The sequence below is a fragment of the Acidisphaera sp. S103 genome, from assembly GCF_009765975.1.
Classification (GTDB): Bacteria; Pseudomonadota; Alphaproteobacteria; order Acetobacterales; family Acetobacteraceae; genus Rhodopila.
On sequence record NZ_LMUJ01000051.1, the window covers coordinates 88,774 to 104,464 of the forward strand.

A 15,691-nucleotide genomic window follows, 5' to 3' on the forward strand; every position below is an offset into this window, starting at 1 on the left:
GGACAGAGCACTGCCCCTGTTGGTTCAACGGATGAGCGGCAGAATGGCCCGGATACGTGGATCGCGCGCGTAGAGGCCGCCCCATGTCATCGCGCCCAGAAGCAGGGAAATGATTTCCGGCGGTGATCCCAACTCGCCAATGCGGACATGGGCGCAGATGGCGCCTCCCAAAAACCCCGTCACCAGGATCGCGCCTAGGACGGCCGTGGCCGGGATGGCGTAAAGGATGGCGCAGGCGAGTATGATCGGACCCACGACACGGGTCAGGTCCATCGCGAACCCGGTTTCCTGCAACACGCTCGCGATCTGTGCCGGCGCGAAAAGCTGAACAGTGCCGTCTGCCACCAGGACGGTAACGACAATCGCACTCATGATCCGGCCGGCCCACAGGGCGCGATGCAAGGTCATAGCTTCAGGCACCTGATATAGGTTCATGGTTTCGGACACTTGTTGTTCTCCAATGAGGTCATCCAAGTTCGAGGCTTACTGTGTCTCCTGAATATGATAAACACCGACAAAATGAACGCACTGTTCTCTCTGCGATGAACAATATCGAGGCACGAAAATGCAGAATCTCGAACCCATCCACATTTTCATAACGGTCGCGGAAATGGGGAGCTTCACCCACGCGGCCGATAGCCTGGGCATTCAGAAGGGGAGGGCCTCAACGGCGGTGCGGAAGCTGGAAGAAGATGTCGGTGTCAGGCTTCTGCACCGGACGACGCGCAGCGTGCAGTTGACCGAGGACGGGCGCGCATTTCACGCCCGAGCCCGCGATCTGCTTGCTGAAGTCGATGACCTGCACTCGATGTTCGCAAGCGATCGCGTGGCACTTCGCGGGCGTTTACGGGTCGATCTGCCGACCGAGGTGGCGCGGATGACGATCGTGCCGGCCTTGCCGGATTTCCTGGCGGCCCACCCCGAGTTGGAGTTGGAGTTGTCGAGTTCGGATCGGCAAGTCGATCTGGTTCAAGAGGGGTTTGACTGTGTCTTGCGGCTTGGTCCCATCCGGGACGAGACGCTGATTGCCCGCCCGCTGGGCCTGTTGCGCACGGTCAACGCTGCCAGTCCCGCCTATCTGGCGCGTTACGGCATCCCTCGATCGATAGAAGATCTCCGGCGTCAGGAACATCGGGGAGTTCATTTTTCGACGATGCTGGGCGCAAGACCCATTGGATGGGAATATCCGGACGGCGACGGCTACGCGACGCTTCAGTTGCCAGGTGCGCTACACGTCAACAGCGCGCAGACCTACGAAGCTGCTGCCCTCGCCGGCCTTGGCCTGATTCAGGCGCCACTTTTGGGGGTTGGCCGATACTTGGAGAGTGGAGCGCTTGTGGAGATCATGCCCGATTTTCGTCGCCGGCCACTCGCCGTGTCCCTCGTCGTAGCACATCGGAGCAATCTGTCGCGCCGAGTCCGAGCATTCATGAAATGGATCGAAGACGTGCTGACGCCTTATCTGGAATAGCGAGACGAACATCTTCGTCCGGCCTCGAAATCAAGATTCTGAATTATGTCTGTGGGCCGCGGTCGGCGGTCCCACCGCAGCACATCGGCTCAACACATACGAACCTGTCATGGTCACCAGCTGTTCGATCGTACTATAGCGACAGCCGAGACACCGTTCCAAAATCCGATGTGGCAAAATCCACAACCGACACTATTTAGACGGAACGTCTAGAAGAGGCCGCCCATGGCGCTGAGCATCAAGACAGCGGAAGCCGACGAGCTGGCGCGCAGCCTCGCCCGACTGACCGGGGAAACCATAAGCGAGGCGGTCACTACTGCTTTGTGCGAACGCTTGGCTCGGGAACGCGCTCGGCGCGAAGCAGCCACCATCCTCCCGGCACGGTTGACCGCGCTGTCCAGCCAATTGCGTCCCACGTACGACACACGGCCAGTCAGCCGGCAGGAGTGGGATGCAGCGACCGGCGACAACGTGTGATCGTCGTCATCTCCTCGGCCGTGATAGCAACGATCCTGTTCTGCGAGCCAGCGGCGTCCCGCTCTTATCCGTCGATAATGGCGAGCGCATCGGCCGGGCTGAGGATGCGGATGCCGGCATAGGCACCAAGGCCCAGCAAATCGTCGTCGCCGGCCACAATCAGATCGGCCTGAGCCGCGACAGCGAGCGCCACGACAACATCATCGTCGGGGTCACGGTTGACCGGCGTTGGCAGCGGCGGCGGATCGACGATCTCGGCCAGTTGCCGCACCTGGGCCAGCATCTGTTCGGCATTGGTATCGGACCGCGCCAGGATCACCTGAAACTTCGCACGACCGATGACCTCGGCCAGTTCGGCAAGCAGTGCCGGTGAACTGACCAGGGTTAGCGCGCCAGTTCGGATCCGTTCGACCAGCCTGTGTGGCGTCCCGTGCCAGAGTAGCCCGGAGAGCAGCACATTGGTGTCAATGACCGCCCGCACGCCGCCGCCGTTCGGCACGTACCGCCTTCACCTCCGCATCGACTTCTTCCATCGTCAACGGCGCGATGTCGGCTTCGGCCACGCGATCGGCGATCGAGAGCAGCGCGTCCGCGACGTGCCGCCGCCTCGTCGCGTCGGTGAGCAACCGGTCGAGCACCTGCGACGTCAGCAATCCGGCATCGCGTGCGGCTTTCGCGGTTGCGTCAGGCAATTCGATCTCGATCTTTGTCATGCTCCGGCCTTGGTCAGGATGGACGGCCCAGCGGAACGGTGCATCCTGATTGCTGTCGCGTCGCTGGTGGCTGGAATATAGCGCATCTACGCGTAGACCGGAAACAACCCTCTCAATCTGACCGACGCCCCTTCGATCCCCCCGACTGGCCATCCGCCCACCCCATCGCTACCATCACGGCCAACGGAAACGGCCGCGAGAGGACACCGACTATGGACATCATACCCAGCGGACAGACCCTGGGCGCCCGCGTGCAGGCCATCGACCTCGCCATGCCGCTGACCGACGCCGACCTCCGCACGCTGCTGCGGGCGCTGGGCCAGCACGGCGTCCTGTGCTTCCCCAACCAGACCTTCGACACCCAGGCCTTCGCCGCCTTCGCCCACCGCTTCGGCGACCTGGAGGTCAACGTCGCCAACCTGTTCCACGAACCCGACCTCCCCGAGGTCATGATCCTCTCCAACCAGGTCCGCCCCGACGGCAAGCCCGTGGGTCTGAACGATGCCGGGCAGGGCTGGCACACTGACATGTCCTACAGCCGGGACATCGCGCTGGCCAACGTGCTGCACGCCCAGGCGGTGCCGATGCGCAACGGAAAATCCCTCGGCGAAACCCAGTTTCGCAACATGCACGCCGCGTATGACGAATTGCCGGACGATTTGAAACACAAGCTCGAAGGCCGCACCGCGACCCACGACTTCGAGAAATTCTGGGAGGTCATGCGCCAACGCCCCGGCTCCCGCCGCCCCGCGTTGACCGAGGAACAGAAGCGCAAGAAGCCCCCAGTCTCCCAACCGTTGGTGCGCATCCACCCCCTGACCGGCCGCAAGGTGCTCTACGCCAACCCCGGCTACACGATGTGGATCGACGGCATGGACCCGCACGAGAGCGGAATGATCCTGGACTACCTGTTCCGCCACCAGGAACGCGCCGATTTCCTCTACGCGCACCATTGGGCGGTGGGTGACGTGCTGATGTGGGACAATATCGGCACCGTCCACAACGCCGTCGCCGACTACATGCCGGACGAACATCGTTACATGCGTCGGGCGCAGGTCATGGCGACGCTGGACTACCCGGCACTGGTGGCCTGAGCCGATGCCCTCGACCTTCACCGGCAAGCGCATCGTCGTCACCGGCGGCGCCGGTGGTATCGGCCTGGAAACGGTCAAGGGATTCATGGATCACGGCGGCCACGTCATCATGGCCGATATCGATGAAGCCGCCCTGGAACGCGCCCAAGCCCAACTCGGCCGTGTCCGCCTGGGAACAATCGCGTCGGCCTTGGATACGCCAGCGGAATGTGCCCGCGTGATCGAAGCCGCCGGCGCGCCGGTCTACGCTCTGGTCCACCTGGCAGGACTATTCGAACAGGACGAACTGAACCCCGACGACCACGGCGTCTGGAACCGGGCGATCGCCGCCAACCTGACGAATGCGTACGACATGGCGGTGGCATTCTCCACCCGCTTCGACCGCCGGGAACCTGCTCGTATCGTGCTGACCAGTTCTGTGGCGTATCGACGTGGCAGCGCGACCCGGGTGTCCTACGCCGCGGCCAAAGGCGGCATCGTCGGCCTGACCCGAGCGTTGTCCCGCAAGCTGGCCCCGGACGTGCTGGTGAACGCCATCGCCCCAGGCCTGATCGAAACGAAAATGGCCGCGCCCGTCGTCGCCGAACGGGGCGAGGCCTACATGCAGGAAATTCCCCTGAAGCGCATCGGCAAACCGTCCGAGGTCGCCTCGGTGATCCGCTTCCTGTGCTCGCCCGACGCGTCCTACATCACCGGCCAGACGATCACCGTGGATGGCGGGATCACCAACGCCTGACGCTCAGGCCGCGGATGGTGTGCGAACGCGGACGCGCTGCTTGATCAGTTCGCCTTTCTCGGCGATGGCCTTGGTCAGGTCGTATTCGGTCTGCAGATTCAGCCAGAATTGCGCATCCATCCCGAAATGCTGCTCCAGCCGCAGCGCGGTGTCCGGTGTCACCGACCGAGGATCGGTGTCGGCGATGATGCCGGTGATCCGGTTGACCGGGACATCGAGATCCCGAGCCAATGCACTGGCAGTAAGGCCAAGGGGCTTCATGAACTCCTCACGGAGGACTTCGCCTGGGTGAGTGGTAATCCGGGTCATGGTGTCCAGCATGTCTTACCGTCCCCGGAACACCGGCCGTTCCTTCGCCATGAACGACCGGCAGGCATTCCGGAAATCCTCGGTCTTCGTAAAACCGCTGGTGGCCAATTCCTCCTCCCGCGTCACCGGCAGCGGTCCACGCAGGCGGCGGATCGCGGCCTTGTGGTAGCGGGCGGACAGCGGGGCGCCCTCGGCGACGCGGCGGGCGAGCGCGAGCGCCTCGGACTCCACCAGACTGTCGGGCACGACACGGGACAGCAGGCCTTTTTCATAGGCTTCGTGGCCGTTGAAGATGCGGCCCTCGATCAGCATCTCCGACGCGACGCCGGACCCGGCCAGGGTCACGATCGGGTCGATCTCGGCGTACGGATACCAGACGCCCAGGTTGCGGGCGGTGATCCCCATGCGGATGCCCTCGCCGCCGACGCGGAAGTCGCACATCGTGGCGATGCCGGCGCCGCCGCCCAGGCAGTGGCCCATGATCATAGCCACCACCGGGTGCTGGCACAGGCGGATCGACTGCATGCTTTCGTCCAGGACGTGAGCGTACTCGGCCTCACGCTCCTCGGTGCCGCGTTCCACCGCGAAGGCACCGATATCGGCGCCCGCACTGAAGGCTTTGTCGCCGGCGCCGCGCAGCACGACGCAGCGCAGGTCGTCATCGGCGGAAAGCTGGTCCATCAGCGCATGTAGGCCGCGCCACATGGACAGATCGAAGGCATTGCGCCGTTCCGGGCGGTCGAACGTGACGATCGCGATCGGGCCGTCATGGGATACGGTTAGTCTGGAATCGAACATCGCGGGTAGGTCTCCTTACCCGCGGGTATCTGTCACACGCGTTAGGAAGCGTCCATGCCCGGCGACCGAGGGGCACCCCTCGATCGCCGTCATGGCGGTGACTACCCGACCCGGTGGATCCGGCCGGTGTGGGGGTCCATGGTGAATTTCGCGATCACCGAACCCTCCTGCGTGGCCAGGTCGAAGCCGATCGGGCCGTCGGCGGTGGCGGCCACGTTGGTCACTTTCCAACTGTGGTTGCCGTTCCACAGCAGGAAGCCCTCGGCGATTTTCTGCACGTCGGCGGGGGCCAGGTTGCGGTCCTGCTGGCGGTAGACCAGCGCGAACGGGTGCGGATGATGATGGTGCATCCACGCCTGTCCGTTCGGGCCGGGATGATGGCCCCAGCCGCCCGCCCAGTGATGGCCCGGCGTCGGCGCGCCGTCCGTTTGTTGCGCCGGCGGCGGTGCCGGCTGGGCTTGTGACAGGACGGCCCCGGTGGCAATCCCGCCGACTACGAAAGCCGCCGCGGCGGCGAGAATGGTCTGGCGCATTCGGTTTCTCCCTGGAAGTGCGACGGGCGCATACATGGGCCATCAGTGTGGCGGCGATCCGCTCTGGCAGGCGACGAATTGCAAAAAAGTGCAACGGTCGTTCCGAAGCGCCATTTCGGGGCGTATGTAACTGGGCATGGACCAGACCCCGCATATCCTTGTCATCGATGACGATCGCGAAATTCGCGACCTTCTCGCCCGCTTCCTGGAGAAGCAGCGTATCCGCGTCACCGCGGTGCGCGACGGCAAGGAGGCTCGAAGGGCTTGGCTCAACGGCCATTACCAACTGGTCGTGCTGGACCTGATGCTGCCCGGCGAATCCGGCCTGGACCTGGCGCGCTGGCTGCGCACCCAGTCGGAAATCCCGATCGTGATGCTGACCGCGATGGGTGAGGAGACCGACCGGATCATCGGCCTGGAACTCGGTGCGGACGACTACGTGCCGAAACCGTTCAACCCGCGTGAGTTGCTGGCCCGTATACGCGCGGTGCTGCGGCGGTCGGGGGACCAGGGGGAGTCGAAGCATGATCCGTCGGTGCGCGGCTATCGCTTCAACAACTGGACGCTGGAACCGGCGCGCCGCCGGTTGTTGAACCCCGAGGGCGTGGAGGTCGCGTTGACCGGCGGCGAGTACGACCTGCTGCTGGCACTGGTGGAGCGGGCAAACCGAGTGCTGACCCGTGACATGCTGCTGGACCTGCTGCGCGGGCGCCAGGCCGGGCCGTTCGACCGAGCCATCGACGTCGCGGTGTCTCGGCTGCGCCGCAAGCTGGAGGATGACGGCCGCAACGCCCAGTTGATCAAGACGGTGCGCGGCGGCGGGTATGTCCTGGCGGCGACGGTGGAACGGGCCTGACCCAATACCGGCGCGTGCTCGCATGTAATGCGGGAAGCGCGTATTGCCGGTAATGTGTGCGACACCTGCACTCGCGTAATCTGCCTGAGGCGCGCACTCGCATGATGTGCCCCGAACACGCATTCGCATGATGGAGCGTGCATGAAACTTCGTCTTTGGCCGGGCAGCCTGGCTGCTCGTACCGCCTTTGTGCTGCTGGTGGGCCTGATCCTGGTCCAGGGGGCCGGCCTGACCATCCACGCGCTGGATCGGTTGGATGTGCAGCGGCTGGGCCAGGCGCGTGAACTCGCGGGGCGGGTGGTCGATCTGTATCGCACCATGGCACTGACCGATCCGCCTCGGCGGGCGGCGGTGCTGGCCGGGCTGCATCATGGGCCGGCGCTGGTGCCGGCACTGAGTGCCTCACCGCCCAATGTCGACCTGCCGGAGATGCCGACGCCGGAGCAGCGCCTGCTGCGCGTCAACATGAACCTGTTTCCGCTGGGTGGCCCCAATCTGCGCTGGCGCGAAATGGTGATCTACGGCGGTCATTTCACCCATAAGGCTGTCATCGGGATGCGGTTGCCGGACGGTGAGTGGCTGAATGTATCGGCGGAACTGCAACCGCTGCGGCCGTGGCACTCGCCTGACTTCCTCGTCGCGTTCGGCCTGATGACGGTCACCGCGGCGGGGCTGACATTGTGGTCGGTAAGGCGGCTGACGGCGCCGGTCCGTACCCTGGCGGCGGCGGCCGAGGCGCTGGGCCGCGACGTCAACGCGGCGCCGCTGCCGGAAAATGGGCCGACCGAGGTCGCCGTAGCGGCCGTCGCCTTCAACACCATGGCGGCCAGGATCCGGCGTTTCGTGGAGGACCGGACGGAACTGCTGAGCGCGATCGGCCACGACCTGCGCACCCCGATCACCCGGCTGAAGCTGCGGGCGGAGTTTGTGGAGGACGAAGAACAGCGCGGCAAGATCCTGGCCGACCTGGAGGAACTGGAGGCGATGGTGTCCGCCACCCTGGCGTTCGGGCGGGATGCGCGGACGACGGAGCCGGTGTCGCATCTCGATCTGGCGGAGTTGCTGCGGACCATCCTGGATGAGGCAGGGGATGCGTGCCCCGATTTGCTGGACAAGCTGAACTATGAGGGGCCGGCGCATGTGACGGTACAGGCCAGGTCGCTGTCACTGAAGCGCGTGTTCGTCAACCTGGTCGCCAACGCCGTCAATTACGGCGGATCCGCTCGGGTGCGGCTGGTGACCCGCGACCCGCGGATGGTGACGGTGGAGGTAGAGGACGACGGCCCGGGCATCCCGCCCAGTGAGCTGGACCGGGTGTTCGAACCGTTCCACCGCGGCGAGCCCAGCCGCAACCGGGAGACCGGAGGGGTTGGGCTGGGGCTGCCGATCGCTCGCAATATCATGCGAGCGCATGGTGGGGATGTGGTGATCGCCAACCGCCCGAGCGGAGGGGCGAAGGCGACGGTGACGCTGCCGGTTTAGGGGGGTAGGGGGCTGGCTATAGGTCCCGCCTTTCCAGTTTTGCCAGCAGCTTTGCCAGTGCGTTGGCGGCGGCCTGGACTTTCTCGGCGTGGGGCAGGTTGGCGCGGGCTTGTGGTGGGGTGATGGCGACCTCGACGAGGTTGATGGCCTCGATGGGGTCGTTGTGGAGATCATACATCTCCCATTCCTGCGGCGCGTTGCCGGCGGGGTCGAAGTAGCGCGCGAGCTTGTAGTCCTTGGTGCGGACGCAGCGGACGTGGTTGGGCTGTTTCACCGAACCGGCCGTCAGCATGACCGCTGGTTTGCCGTTCCGGCCTTCGCGCACGACCTCGACCACGGCCTGGTAGATGGCGAATTCCTCGTACGAGTGCTTCTCCTGCGCGGTGCGGGACGGGGGCAGGGGGGCGGTGATTTCATCGTCGGTGATGAACAGCACACCTTCGCGGATGTCGCCGTCGGGTTCGACGATGGGTATTTCGACGCGACTGCCGGTCAGGGCGTTCTCGATGACCTGCGACAGGTCGACGCCGGGTAGCGGCGGCACGGGGCGGCTGAGGGCGAGTTGCTGAGCGATGGTTTTCCGCTGGGTGGAGTCCATGCCAGCGAAGCCCAGGATAGTGGGCAGGATGTCGATATGGCTGGTCAGCGCATCGAGTTGCGCGGGTTCCGGCGCGACCGTGCCAGCCGGGGTGGGATGCACGGTGGCGTTCGACGGCGGCGGGAACTGCACGACGACCGGCACGTGCAGGGCTTCCTGATAGGCGGTGTACCATTTCTCCAGCATCATGCCGTGGGCGGCGGCGTATTCGCCGTGGTCGGCCAGGAACATGACGATTGTGTTGTCGGCCTGACCGGATTCCTCCAGCGCGGTCAGCACCGCGTTGATGTGGGCGTCGACGACCGCGTGCAGCCAGCCGTAGAGCTGGATGAATTGCTTGCAGTTCTGGTCGGGGTCGTCGGTCAGCTGGAACGGGATGCAGCTTTGCAGCGACAGTTTGACGGCCGCGTCGAACGTGTTGTCGCCGGGCAGTTTCGGGAACGCCGCGGTCAGGCCGTTGACGATGTTGAAGCCGCCTTTTGATGCCAGTGCCAGGCCGACCTTGTAGGCGGCCTCGTGCTGGGCGGTGGGTTTGTCGGCCAGCGTCTCGTTCTGCGTTGGCGAAGGATTGGCGCAATTCTGCGGAAAACCGAGCGGGTTGAGCTGGATCTGGGCTGTACCGGCGACGGGCGGCGGGGTGACGTCGGCCTCCTGCGGGACGGTCAGCGGGCCGAAGACCGACTGGGTTTTCGGGGTGAAGGACTTTTGGCCGACGGTGATGGTCTTCGGGTTGTCGGCCGGCAGCGCCTGGGAGATCACGCCGGGGTAGGTGGCGATATCGTGCGGGTTGGTGAACGATGCGACCGCGAACCACGGCGGGATTGTGCTGGTGTCCGGCCCCTGGGTGTTCGGGTCGGCGGCGGACATCGAGGCGTAGACGCGGTCGTAGTTCAGCGCGAGGCCCTGGCGGCGGATGAAGGCGCAGGCGCTGTCGGTGAAGCCGACGTCTCGGTACACGCCGAGGTTGTTGGCCTGGGCGCCGTGCGGTTCGGGGAATGATTCTTCCCAGTTATCAAATCCGTAGCGTTTCAGCGAGTGGTCGGGCGGGTTCGAAACATGCCATTTGCCAAAATAATGCGTGGTGTAGCCGGCGTGGCGCATCCAGGTGCCGAGGGTGGGGATGCCGTCGGCTTCCAGCCAGGGAAAATTCTCGGAATCGCCGTTCTTGAACAGACCGTCGGTCTGGGTGACTCCGGTTTTGGTGCCGTATTGGCCGGTGTAGATGGTGGCTCGGCTTGGGGTGCAGGCGCTGGCGGCGATGGTGTGGTTGCGCAGGACGACCGCTCGGTTGCGCAGTCGTAGCAGGCCGGGGAAATATTTCGCGTAGATGTTGTGTTCGTCGACGGTGCCTTGGAAGCCGAGGATCTGTTTCAGGGCGTGCTCGAAGCCGCCGTTGGGGCCGTAGGCGAAGCGGGGGAAGCGGTATTGGTCGCAGGTTATGAGGAGGATGTTCGGCCTTGGGGCCTGCTGGGTTGTGCTGTCCGACATTTTGCGTTCCCCGTGTTGGTGTTCGCCGGGGAAAATCGCGTATTCGTTATGGAAGAGCAACCCCAGGTTGCTGTGATGTTATTGTTTCAGGGTGGTTGTATCGCGGTGCTACCGAGCAGGCGGGCCTTGCGGGGAGGGGCTTTGTTGGTGGCGAGGGTTTTGGCGATGTCCGATAGCGCGCTGATGCGGGCGAGTTGGGTTTGGCGCTGGGCGGGCGGCAGGTTGGGGAGTTCGGCGGTGTATTCGGTGGCGATTTCGGTCATTGCGGCGGCCCAGGCTTGGTCTTGTGAGTGCTTTGGAGGTGGGGCGGCTTCCAGTGTGTCGGCGGCTTTTTGCGACGTTCGGTTCAGCGCGTTGGCGTTGCTTCGAAGTTTCAGTTTCATCGACAGGGAGACGTCATCCGTCAGCGACAGGCGGAGGTTGTCGATGGTGGCCAGCGCGAAGGTGACGACCCGAACGGCGGTCAGCAGTTGGTCCGGGTTGGTCGTTCTGTAAGCGGCGATGGTTTCTTGGGCGGCCTGGCGGGGGTCGGGCAGGCCGGCGGCGGCGAAGAACGGGGTCAGCAGGGCGAGGACGAGGTCCATCATGAGATGAGGTCGCCGGGACGGATGCCTCGGATCTTCGGCATTGTGGTGATGCCTTTGCGGCGATTTTCCTCGATTTCGCGTTTGTACATCAGGCCGAGGCGGCGGCCGATGTAGGCGGCCTGCTGGGGGTGGGGTTTTCGGTGGGGATCATGCCGCAGCCGGGCAGGATGCTCTCGGTGTTGGCGATGTCGAGGCCCTCGTTTTCCTTCTCGCGGCGCAGGGTTTCGACGGCGGCGCGCTGTTCCGGGGTCCAGGTGATGGGGGTGGCCGGTGGGGTGGGGGTTTGCGGCGGTGCCTGGTCGGCGCGGCAGGTTTCTTCGAGGGCGAGGATGACCTCGGTTGGGTTGGGGGCGTCGTCCCAAATGCGGCTGGCGGGGCGGCCGATGGGGATGCTGAGGGGTTTGGCCTGGCGGCGTTCGGGGGCGCGCGACATGGTGTCGAAGGTACGGGCGGCGGAGCAGACGGTGGTGATGTGGCGGGTGCTGTTGCCGTTCGGTTGGCCGAGATTCATGCCGATGCGCCAGCAAGCGGCAGCGGCATGGTAGGCGGAGAGGGCCTGGACACCGAGCATGACCTCGATTTCGTCGCGGGGGTGGGTTCGGGCATTTATGTTCGTGTTATGTTCTAAATGTTGGTAGATGGGTAAGGGGTGGAGGTGCTTCAAGGGGTGGGGCTCATTGACTTATGTTGTCAAATATGACAATATCTCGCTTAGATGAGAAACACGCGGCCGATAAGCTGGCTCAAGGGTGCCAGGAGGGATTTCGAGGGCTTCCCCCAAGGGGCACAAATCGAGATGGCGCGGGCGCTCACCATTCTGGCGGAAGGCCGGATGCCAGAGATTGCCAAGCCCCTGACCGGTCTCGGGTCCGGGGTGATGGAGTTGGCGCTGCGGCATCGCGGCGATGCGTTCCGGGTCGTCTATGCCTTGTAAATCGGCGACGACATCTGGGTCGTTCACGCTTTCCAGAAGAAATCGAAGACGGGGATCAAGACTCCGAAGCAGGACATTGACCTTATCGAGGCGCGGCTGAAGCGACTGAAGGAGATGCTGAAATGAGCGACGATACCGACATGATCCGAGGCAGTGGCAACGTCTTTCGGGACCTCGGCCATCCTGATGCCGATCGGGAGCAACTGCGGGCGCTTCTGGCGGCGCGAATCATTGGCGTGCTTGATGAACGCAAGCTGACCGTTCGCGCGGCGCAGGACATGACTGGAGTGGCGGCGGCGGATTTCTCCCGCATCCGGAGGGCCAACCTTGGGCGGTTTACGATTGATCGGCTGATGATCATCCTCGCGGGGCTTGGGCAAGAGGTTGAGGTCACGGTCGACGTTCACCCGCGCCGGGTGGTTTTGCCGGGGGTGGGTTCCGGGTTTGAGCGGTTGGTTTCGTTGGGGGAGTAGACCATGAGACTATTTGCTAAGTCGCTCGCTTGGCGGCGACTAACCGGATTCATCCTTATACTACGTATTCAGGAATGATGAAGGAGACTTGTGGTTAGGTTGGTTTTGTTTGCTCACTCATGAAATTGTTCATATCGGTGTTTAAGCATCCCAAGACGATGTTGTCGATGAACCAGCGTAGAGACGCAAACTCTGCACCTAGCAAACCGACGGTTCGCGACGAAATATAACGCTCACCCCACATATCGTCAGGATCCAGTTTGTTAAGTCTCCACCAACCATCCTGCTCAGGCTCAATAGAAACTCCCTTGGGAAAAATAATTTCGTTAAGATGTGTAATGTCAACAGCGACGTTGATGACAAATTCACCATTGTAGAACCTGTACAGTCCTTCTGAATGATGTATTAACAAAGGAAAAGGATAATATCCTAGAATTTCATTTCTAATTTTGTTAGAAGAAATGAAAACCCATCGATGATTTTCTTTTCCACCTAAAAAGTGGAATGCCTCAGGTATGCTTACTCTAGGTGATTCGCCATCTATGATGATGTAATATAATCCGCGCTCCACCTCTTCCGTAGCCCAACCCCTTCGTGGGAGATCTCTTACCAAGCGGGTTATCACCCCGTCGTAACGGCGAATTTCCTCGTTTGGAGGCACCCTCATCTGAACACCATCTTCGGTCCGGCGCGAATCTGTGCGTATATATTTCATCACATCCGCTAGAGCCTGAATTTGTCTTGCCGCTCTTTTCTTATTTCCACCTCGCCCAGACTTAATTTCCACTGGTGAGATGGGACTTCCACCATCCGGCCAGAGGTCAGGATTAAACACGGTGATGTCGCCATGACGTAGGGTATTTGTAAGATCGTTCATCACGACCGTTGCGCCCCAACGAAACGATTTCCTCAGAACCATTCGTTCCAATCTAGTTCCACGTTTGCCAGAGATAAAACCCGGGTCCCCATTGTTTACAAGCTGCTTGAGTTCGTAGCGATCACCATAAATGAACGCGACCGCATCGCCTATCGAGCGAAGGCATTTAATCAGCGTCTTTTGAGCCCGAACGTAGTCGATTCCGCGCGCATGACGGGTTCTAAGCTTATTTGAAGTATCGCGGCTGTTGTCACGTTTTGATAGCTCGAACTTTGTTCGCGCGTTGAAATCGCGTCGGCGACGAATGCGGGCTTCAGCTCGAACTATGCGTTGGAGCAACTCCTCCTGAATTTCGAGCGCCAGCAGCCGATTACCAATGCGATCTGCCTCAAGTTCATGGACTCGCTGATATAACTTTATGAGAGGCAGTCTGTAGAGATTGAGCATCTTTTAAGGCAGAAAGGGGTTACGCCACACCGACAACTTCAGAACCGTACTATTAGCATGTTACACGATCTGGCGATATCGCGCATCCGCGTGCCCGCGTCGCGGCTACACGCCGCCTCCTTGACCTGATGGGTCATGATTCCCGGGGAGCTAGTCTTAAGGCTGCAGGTCTTGGCTCGGGAGGCCGCATAGCTCCCGCTCAAGTTCGGTTACGCCTACGTTGGCATCATTTCGGCAACCGTCGCCTCGTCCTGCCGCCCTATCTTAATCCACCCCGCCCCGGCGCCTTCGTCGCCATCCGCGAAAAGCTGACGAGGCTGCCGGCGCCGGAGAAGATCGCCGCCATCGCCAGGGCCAAGGACGGGCCGTGCAGCAGGGAGATGCCGAAGCACAGCGCCACCAACGCCGCGCCGACGGCCTGGCCGACCAGGCGGGATGTGGCGACGATGCCGCTGGCGCCGCCGCTGCGTTCGGGTGGGGCGCTCGACATGATGGCTTTCAGGTTGGGCGACTGGAAGAAGCCGAACCCCGTGCCACACACAAGCATGCGCCAGACGATGCCGGGGATGTCGGGGTGGTCGGGCAGGGTCGCCACCAGGGCCAGGCCGACGCACAGGATGCCCAGGCCGATGCCGCCCAGGATCGCCGGCGGGAAACGGTCCGACAGCGGGCCAGCGATCGGTGCGGCGATGGCGGTCATTACCGGCCAGGGGGTCAGCAGCAGGCCGGTCTCCACCGCGCTGAAGCCCAGCACGGTCTGGAAATAAAACGGCAGTGCGACGAAGGCCAGGCCCTGGGCCGAGAACGAGCAGAACGCCGTCAGCGACGACAGCGCGAACATCGGCCTTCGGTATAGGTCCACCGGCAGCATCGGGGCGGGCAGACCGAGCTGGCGGTAGACCAGGGTGAGGCCGGCGGCGAGGGCGATGGTCAGGGTTGTTACCGTGATCAGCAGGTTGGCGTTGTGGGCGGCCTCGCCGATGCCGAAGATCAGGAAGCCGAAGGTCGTGGCGTTCAGCGCCGCGCTGCCCAGGTCGAAGCGATGCGGTGCTCGTTTGGTGTCGGGCAGGATTCGGACGGACATGACGAAGGCGACCAGGCCGAGGGGCACGTTGATGGCGAACAGCCACTGCCAGGTGCCCAGCGACAGAATGCCGGCGGCGATGGTGGGGCCGATGGCGGTGGAGACGGCGACGGTCAGGGCGTTGTAGCCGACGCCTCGGCCGAGGGAGCGCGAGGGGTAGATGAAGCGGATCAGGGCGGTGTTGACGCTCATGACGCCGCTGGCGCCGAAGCCTTGGATGATGCGGGCGGCAGTCAGGGTGGGCAGCGACCAGCTCAGCGCGCACAGCAGGGAGGCGATGGTGAACACCACCAGGCCCCAGACATAGACGCGACGGTAGCCGATGATCTCGCCCAGGGAGGCGAAGGGCAGCAGGGAGACGACCAGCGCCAGTTGGTAGGCGTTCACCACCCAGACGGAATCGGCGGGGCTGGCGTGCAGGTCGATGGCGATCGTGGGCAGCGCGGTGTTGGCGATGGACGTGTCCAGCGACGCCATGGCGACGGCGATCACCAGGGTGATGACGGCAATGATCAGATGCGGGCCGCGCAGGCCGTCTTCCGGGATGGGCTTGGTCATCGGGTCAGCGCTTTCTCGTGGTCGCCGGAGGGGGCCGGATTTGGGGGGCTGCACTTGCCGCGTCGGGGCGGCCGCGGCAATGCCCGCTGGCGCGGCGGTGGGTTGCGTGGGGCGCTGTTGTGGGCCGTCGGGCATGCTTTGGGGGTAACCCCTGGCCTTGGCGGGGCGGGCGCACC

The 15,691-nt window shown here is 63.3% G+C and carries 18 protein-coding genes and 1 pseudogene; 8 read left to right on the top strand and 11 right to left on the bottom strand.

From position 1 onward, the window contains the following. Window positions 1–24: 24 nt before the first annotated feature. On the bottom strand, window positions 25–408 hold the full coding sequence (locus tag GSQ89_RS14895; protein WP_216856177.1) for a DoxX family protein: 384 nt from the start codon (window positions 406–408) through the stop codon (window positions 25–27). 157 nt (window positions 409–565) lie between these two features. Between GSQ89_RS14895 and GSQ89_RS14900 the strand changes: the two genes are divergently transcribed. Then, window positions 566–1,471 carry a LysR substrate-binding domain-containing protein gene (locus tag GSQ89_RS14900; RefSeq protein ID WP_158926469.1) on the top strand — a complete coding sequence of 302 codons (906 nt, stop codon included), beginning with the start codon at window positions 566–568 and terminating at the stop codon, window positions 1,469–1,471. A 225-nt stretch (window positions 1,472–1,696) separates the two neighbouring features. Continuing rightward, window positions 1,697–1,948 (top strand): type II toxin-antitoxin system VapB family antitoxin, encoded by a 252-nt coding sequence (locus GSQ89_RS14905; RefSeq protein WP_158926471.1) that lies wholly within the window; start codon window positions 1,697–1,699, stop codon window positions 1,946–1,948. A gap of 64 nt (window positions 1,949–2,012) precedes the next feature. Here GSQ89_RS14905 and GSQ89_RS14910 read toward each other — a convergent pair whose 3' ends face one another. Both GSQ89_RS14910 and GSQ89_RS14915 read right to left on the bottom strand, forming a co-directional pair. Next, entirely contained in the window at window positions 2,013–2,447 is a 435-nt protein-coding gene (locus GSQ89_RS14910; RefSeq protein ID WP_158926473.1) for a putative toxin-antitoxin system toxin component, PIN family, read from the bottom strand. Next, the gene (locus GSQ89_RS14915) at window positions 2,413–2,661 is read right to left on the bottom strand and encodes a hypothetical protein (protein ID WP_158926475.1); all 249 of its coding nucleotides are present in this window, start codon (window positions 2,659–2,661) and stop codon (window positions 2,413–2,415) included. Before GSQ89_RS14915 ends, GSQ89_RS14910 begins: the two co-directional genes overlap by 35 nt. Window positions 2,662–2,873: 212 nt before the next feature. Here GSQ89_RS14915 and GSQ89_RS14920 point away from each other — a divergent pair, with 212 nt between their 5' ends. Both GSQ89_RS14920 and GSQ89_RS14925 read left to right on the top strand, forming a co-directional pair. Further along, window positions 2,874–3,755 (top strand): TauD/TfdA family dioxygenase, encoded by an 882-nt coding sequence (locus GSQ89_RS14920; protein WP_158926477.1) that lies wholly within the window; start codon window positions 2,874–2,876, stop codon window positions 3,753–3,755. 4 nt (window positions 3,756–3,759) lie between these two features. Beyond that, entirely contained in the window at window positions 3,760–4,491 is a 732-nt protein-coding gene (locus GSQ89_RS14925) for an SDR family NAD(P)-dependent oxidoreductase (RefSeq protein WP_158926479.1), read from the top strand. Window positions 4,492–4,494: 3 nt separating this feature from the next. Here the strand turns inward: GSQ89_RS14925 and GSQ89_RS14930 are convergent, their stop codons facing one another. From GSQ89_RS14930 to GSQ89_RS14940, 3 genes are all read right to left on the bottom strand, one after another. Then, window positions 4,495–4,812: a HigA family addiction module antitoxin gene (locus GSQ89_RS14930; protein WP_254073217.1), complete on the bottom strand. Its 318-nt coding sequence runs from the start codon at window positions 4,810–4,812 to the stop codon at window positions 4,495–4,497. Between the two features lie 3 nt (window positions 4,813–4,815). After that, a complete protein-coding gene (locus GSQ89_RS14935) occupies window positions 4,816–5,598 on the bottom strand; it encodes an enoyl-CoA hydratase/isomerase family protein (RefSeq protein ID WP_158926481.1) in 783 nt (260 codons plus the stop codon). A 101-nt stretch (window positions 5,599–5,699) separates the two neighbouring features. Next, the gene (locus tag GSQ89_RS14940) at window positions 5,700–6,131 is read right to left on the bottom strand and encodes a hypothetical protein (RefSeq protein ID WP_158926483.1); all 432 of its coding nucleotides are present in this window, start codon (window positions 6,129–6,131) and stop codon (window positions 5,700–5,702) included. 136 nt (window positions 6,132–6,267) lie between these two features. On the opposite strand from GSQ89_RS14940, the gene GSQ89_RS14945 reads away from it, so the two are divergent. Together GSQ89_RS14945 and GSQ89_RS14950 are read left to right on the top strand one after the other, a co-directional pair. Next, the gene (locus GSQ89_RS14945; protein WP_158926485.1) at window positions 6,268–6,987 is read left to right on the top strand and encodes a response regulator; all 720 of its coding nucleotides are present in this window, start codon (window positions 6,268–6,270) and stop codon (window positions 6,985–6,987) included. A gap of 141 nt (window positions 6,988–7,128) precedes the next feature. Further along, window positions 7,129–8,469 carry an ATP-binding protein gene (locus GSQ89_RS14950; protein WP_158926487.1) on the top strand — a complete coding sequence of 447 codons (1,341 nt, stop codon included), beginning with the start codon at window positions 7,129–7,131 and terminating at the stop codon, window positions 8,467–8,469. 16 nt (window positions 8,470–8,485) lie between these two features. On the opposite strand, the gene GSQ89_RS14955 is transcribed toward GSQ89_RS14950, so the two are convergent. The 3 genes from GSQ89_RS14955 to GSQ89_RS14965 all read right to left on the bottom strand — a co-directional run bounded on the left by GSQ89_RS14955 (window position 8,486) and on the right by GSQ89_RS14965 (window position 11,713). Next, a complete protein-coding gene (locus GSQ89_RS14955; protein ID WP_158926489.1) occupies window positions 8,486–10,555 on the bottom strand; it encodes a sulfatase-like hydrolase/transferase in 2,070 nt (689 codons plus the stop codon). Between the two features lie 86 nt (window positions 10,556–10,641). Further along, the gene (locus GSQ89_RS14960) at window positions 10,642–11,142 is read right to left on the bottom strand and encodes a hypothetical protein (RefSeq protein ID WP_158926491.1); all 501 of its coding nucleotides are present in this window, start codon (window positions 11,140–11,142) and stop codon (window positions 10,642–10,644) included. 88 nt (window positions 11,143–11,230) lie between these two features. Further along, entirely contained in the window at window positions 11,231–11,713 is a 483-nt protein-coding gene (locus GSQ89_RS14965) for a hypothetical protein (protein ID WP_158926493.1), read from the bottom strand. A 144-nt stretch (window positions 11,714–11,857) separates the two neighbouring features. Here GSQ89_RS14965 and GSQ89_RS14970 point away from each other — a divergent pair. Together GSQ89_RS14970 and GSQ89_RS14975 are read left to right on the top strand one after the other, a co-directional pair. Further along, window positions 11,858–12,202: pseudogene (locus GSQ89_RS14970) on the top strand (type II toxin-antitoxin system RelE/ParE family toxin). After that, window positions 12,199–12,549, top strand: coding sequence for a helix-turn-helix domain-containing protein (locus tag GSQ89_RS14975; RefSeq protein WP_158926495.1), 351 nt, complete (start codon window positions 12,199–12,201; stop codon window positions 12,547–12,549). Before GSQ89_RS14970 ends, GSQ89_RS14975 begins: the two are co-directional and overlap by 4 nt. Window positions 12,550–12,643: 94 nt before the next feature. Here the strand turns inward: GSQ89_RS14975 and GSQ89_RS14980 are convergent, their stop codons facing one another. Both GSQ89_RS14980 and GSQ89_RS14985 read right to left on the bottom strand, forming a co-directional pair. Next, window positions 12,644–13,873: a hypothetical protein gene (locus tag GSQ89_RS14980; RefSeq protein ID WP_158926497.1), complete on the bottom strand. Its 1,230-nt coding sequence runs from the start codon at window positions 13,871–13,873 to the stop codon at window positions 12,644–12,646. A gap of 259 nt (window positions 13,874–14,132) precedes the next feature. Further along, a complete protein-coding gene (locus tag GSQ89_RS14985) occupies window positions 14,133–15,515 on the bottom strand; it encodes an MFS transporter (protein ID WP_158926499.1) in 1,383 nt (460 codons plus the stop codon). Between the last annotated feature and the right edge of the window lie 176 nt (window positions 15,516–15,691).

Bases quoted from the DNA above. Each gene is read 5' to 3' on its own strand.
- GSQ89_RS14955 (WP_158926489.1), bottom strand. From the start codon at position 10,555: ATGTCGGACAGCACAACCCAGCAGGCCCCAAGGCCGAACATCCTCCTC.
- GSQ89_RS14920 (WP_158926477.1), top strand. From the start codon at position 2,874: ATGGACATCATACCCAGCGGACAGACCCTGGGCGCCCGCGTGCAGGCC.
- GSQ89_RS14935 (WP_158926481.1), bottom strand. From the start codon at position 5,598: ATGTTCGATTCCAGACTAACCGTATCCCATGACGGCCCGATCGCGATC.
- GSQ89_RS14895 (WP_216856177.1), bottom strand. From the start codon at position 408: ATGACCTTGCATCGCGCCCTGTGGGCCGGCCGGATCATGAGTGCGATT.
- GSQ89_RS14965 (WP_158926493.1), bottom strand. From the start codon at position 11,713: ATGCTCGGTGTCCAGGCCCTCTCCGCCTACCATGCCGCTGCCGCTTGC.
- GSQ89_RS14905 (WP_158926471.1), top strand. From the start codon at position 1,697: ATGGCGCTGAGCATCAAGACAGCGGAAGCCGACGAGCTGGCGCGCAGC.
- GSQ89_RS14945 (WP_158926485.1), top strand. From the start codon at position 6,268: ATGGACCAGACCCCGCATATCCTTGTCATCGATGACGATCGCGAAATT.
- GSQ89_RS14900 (WP_158926469.1), top strand. From the start codon at position 566: ATGCAGAATCTCGAACCCATCCACATTTTCATAACGGTCGCGGAAATG.
- GSQ89_RS14975 (WP_158926495.1), top strand. From the start codon at position 12,199: ATGAGCGACGATACCGACATGATCCGAGGCAGTGGCAACGTCTTTCGG.
- GSQ89_RS14930 (WP_254073217.1), bottom strand. From the start codon at position 4,812: ATGCTGGACACCATGACCCGGATTACCACTCACCCAGGCGAAGTCCTC.
- GSQ89_RS14940 (WP_158926483.1), bottom strand. From the start codon at position 6,131: ATGCGCCAGACCATTCTCGCCGCCGCGGCGGCTTTCGTAGTCGGCGGG.
- GSQ89_RS14915 (WP_158926475.1), bottom strand. From the start codon at position 2,661: ATGACAAAGATCGAGATCGAATTGCCTGACGCAACCGCGAAAGCCGCA.
- GSQ89_RS14985 (WP_158926499.1), bottom strand. From the start codon at position 15,515: ATGACCAAGCCCATCCCGGAAGACGGCCTGCGCGGCCCGCATCTGATC.
- GSQ89_RS14925 (WP_158926479.1), top strand. From the start codon at position 3,760: ATGCCCTCGACCTTCACCGGCAAGCGCATCGTCGTCACCGGCGGCGCC.
- GSQ89_RS14960 (WP_158926491.1), bottom strand. From the start codon at position 11,142: ATGATGGACCTCGTCCTCGCCCTGCTGACCCCGTTCTTCGCCGCCGCC.
- GSQ89_RS14950 (WP_158926487.1), top strand. From the start codon at position 7,129: ATGAAACTTCGTCTTTGGCCGGGCAGCCTGGCTGCTCGTACCGCCTTT.
- GSQ89_RS14980 (WP_158926497.1), bottom strand. From the start codon at position 13,873: ATGCTCAATCTCTACAGACTGCCTCTCATAAAGTTATATCAGCGAGTC.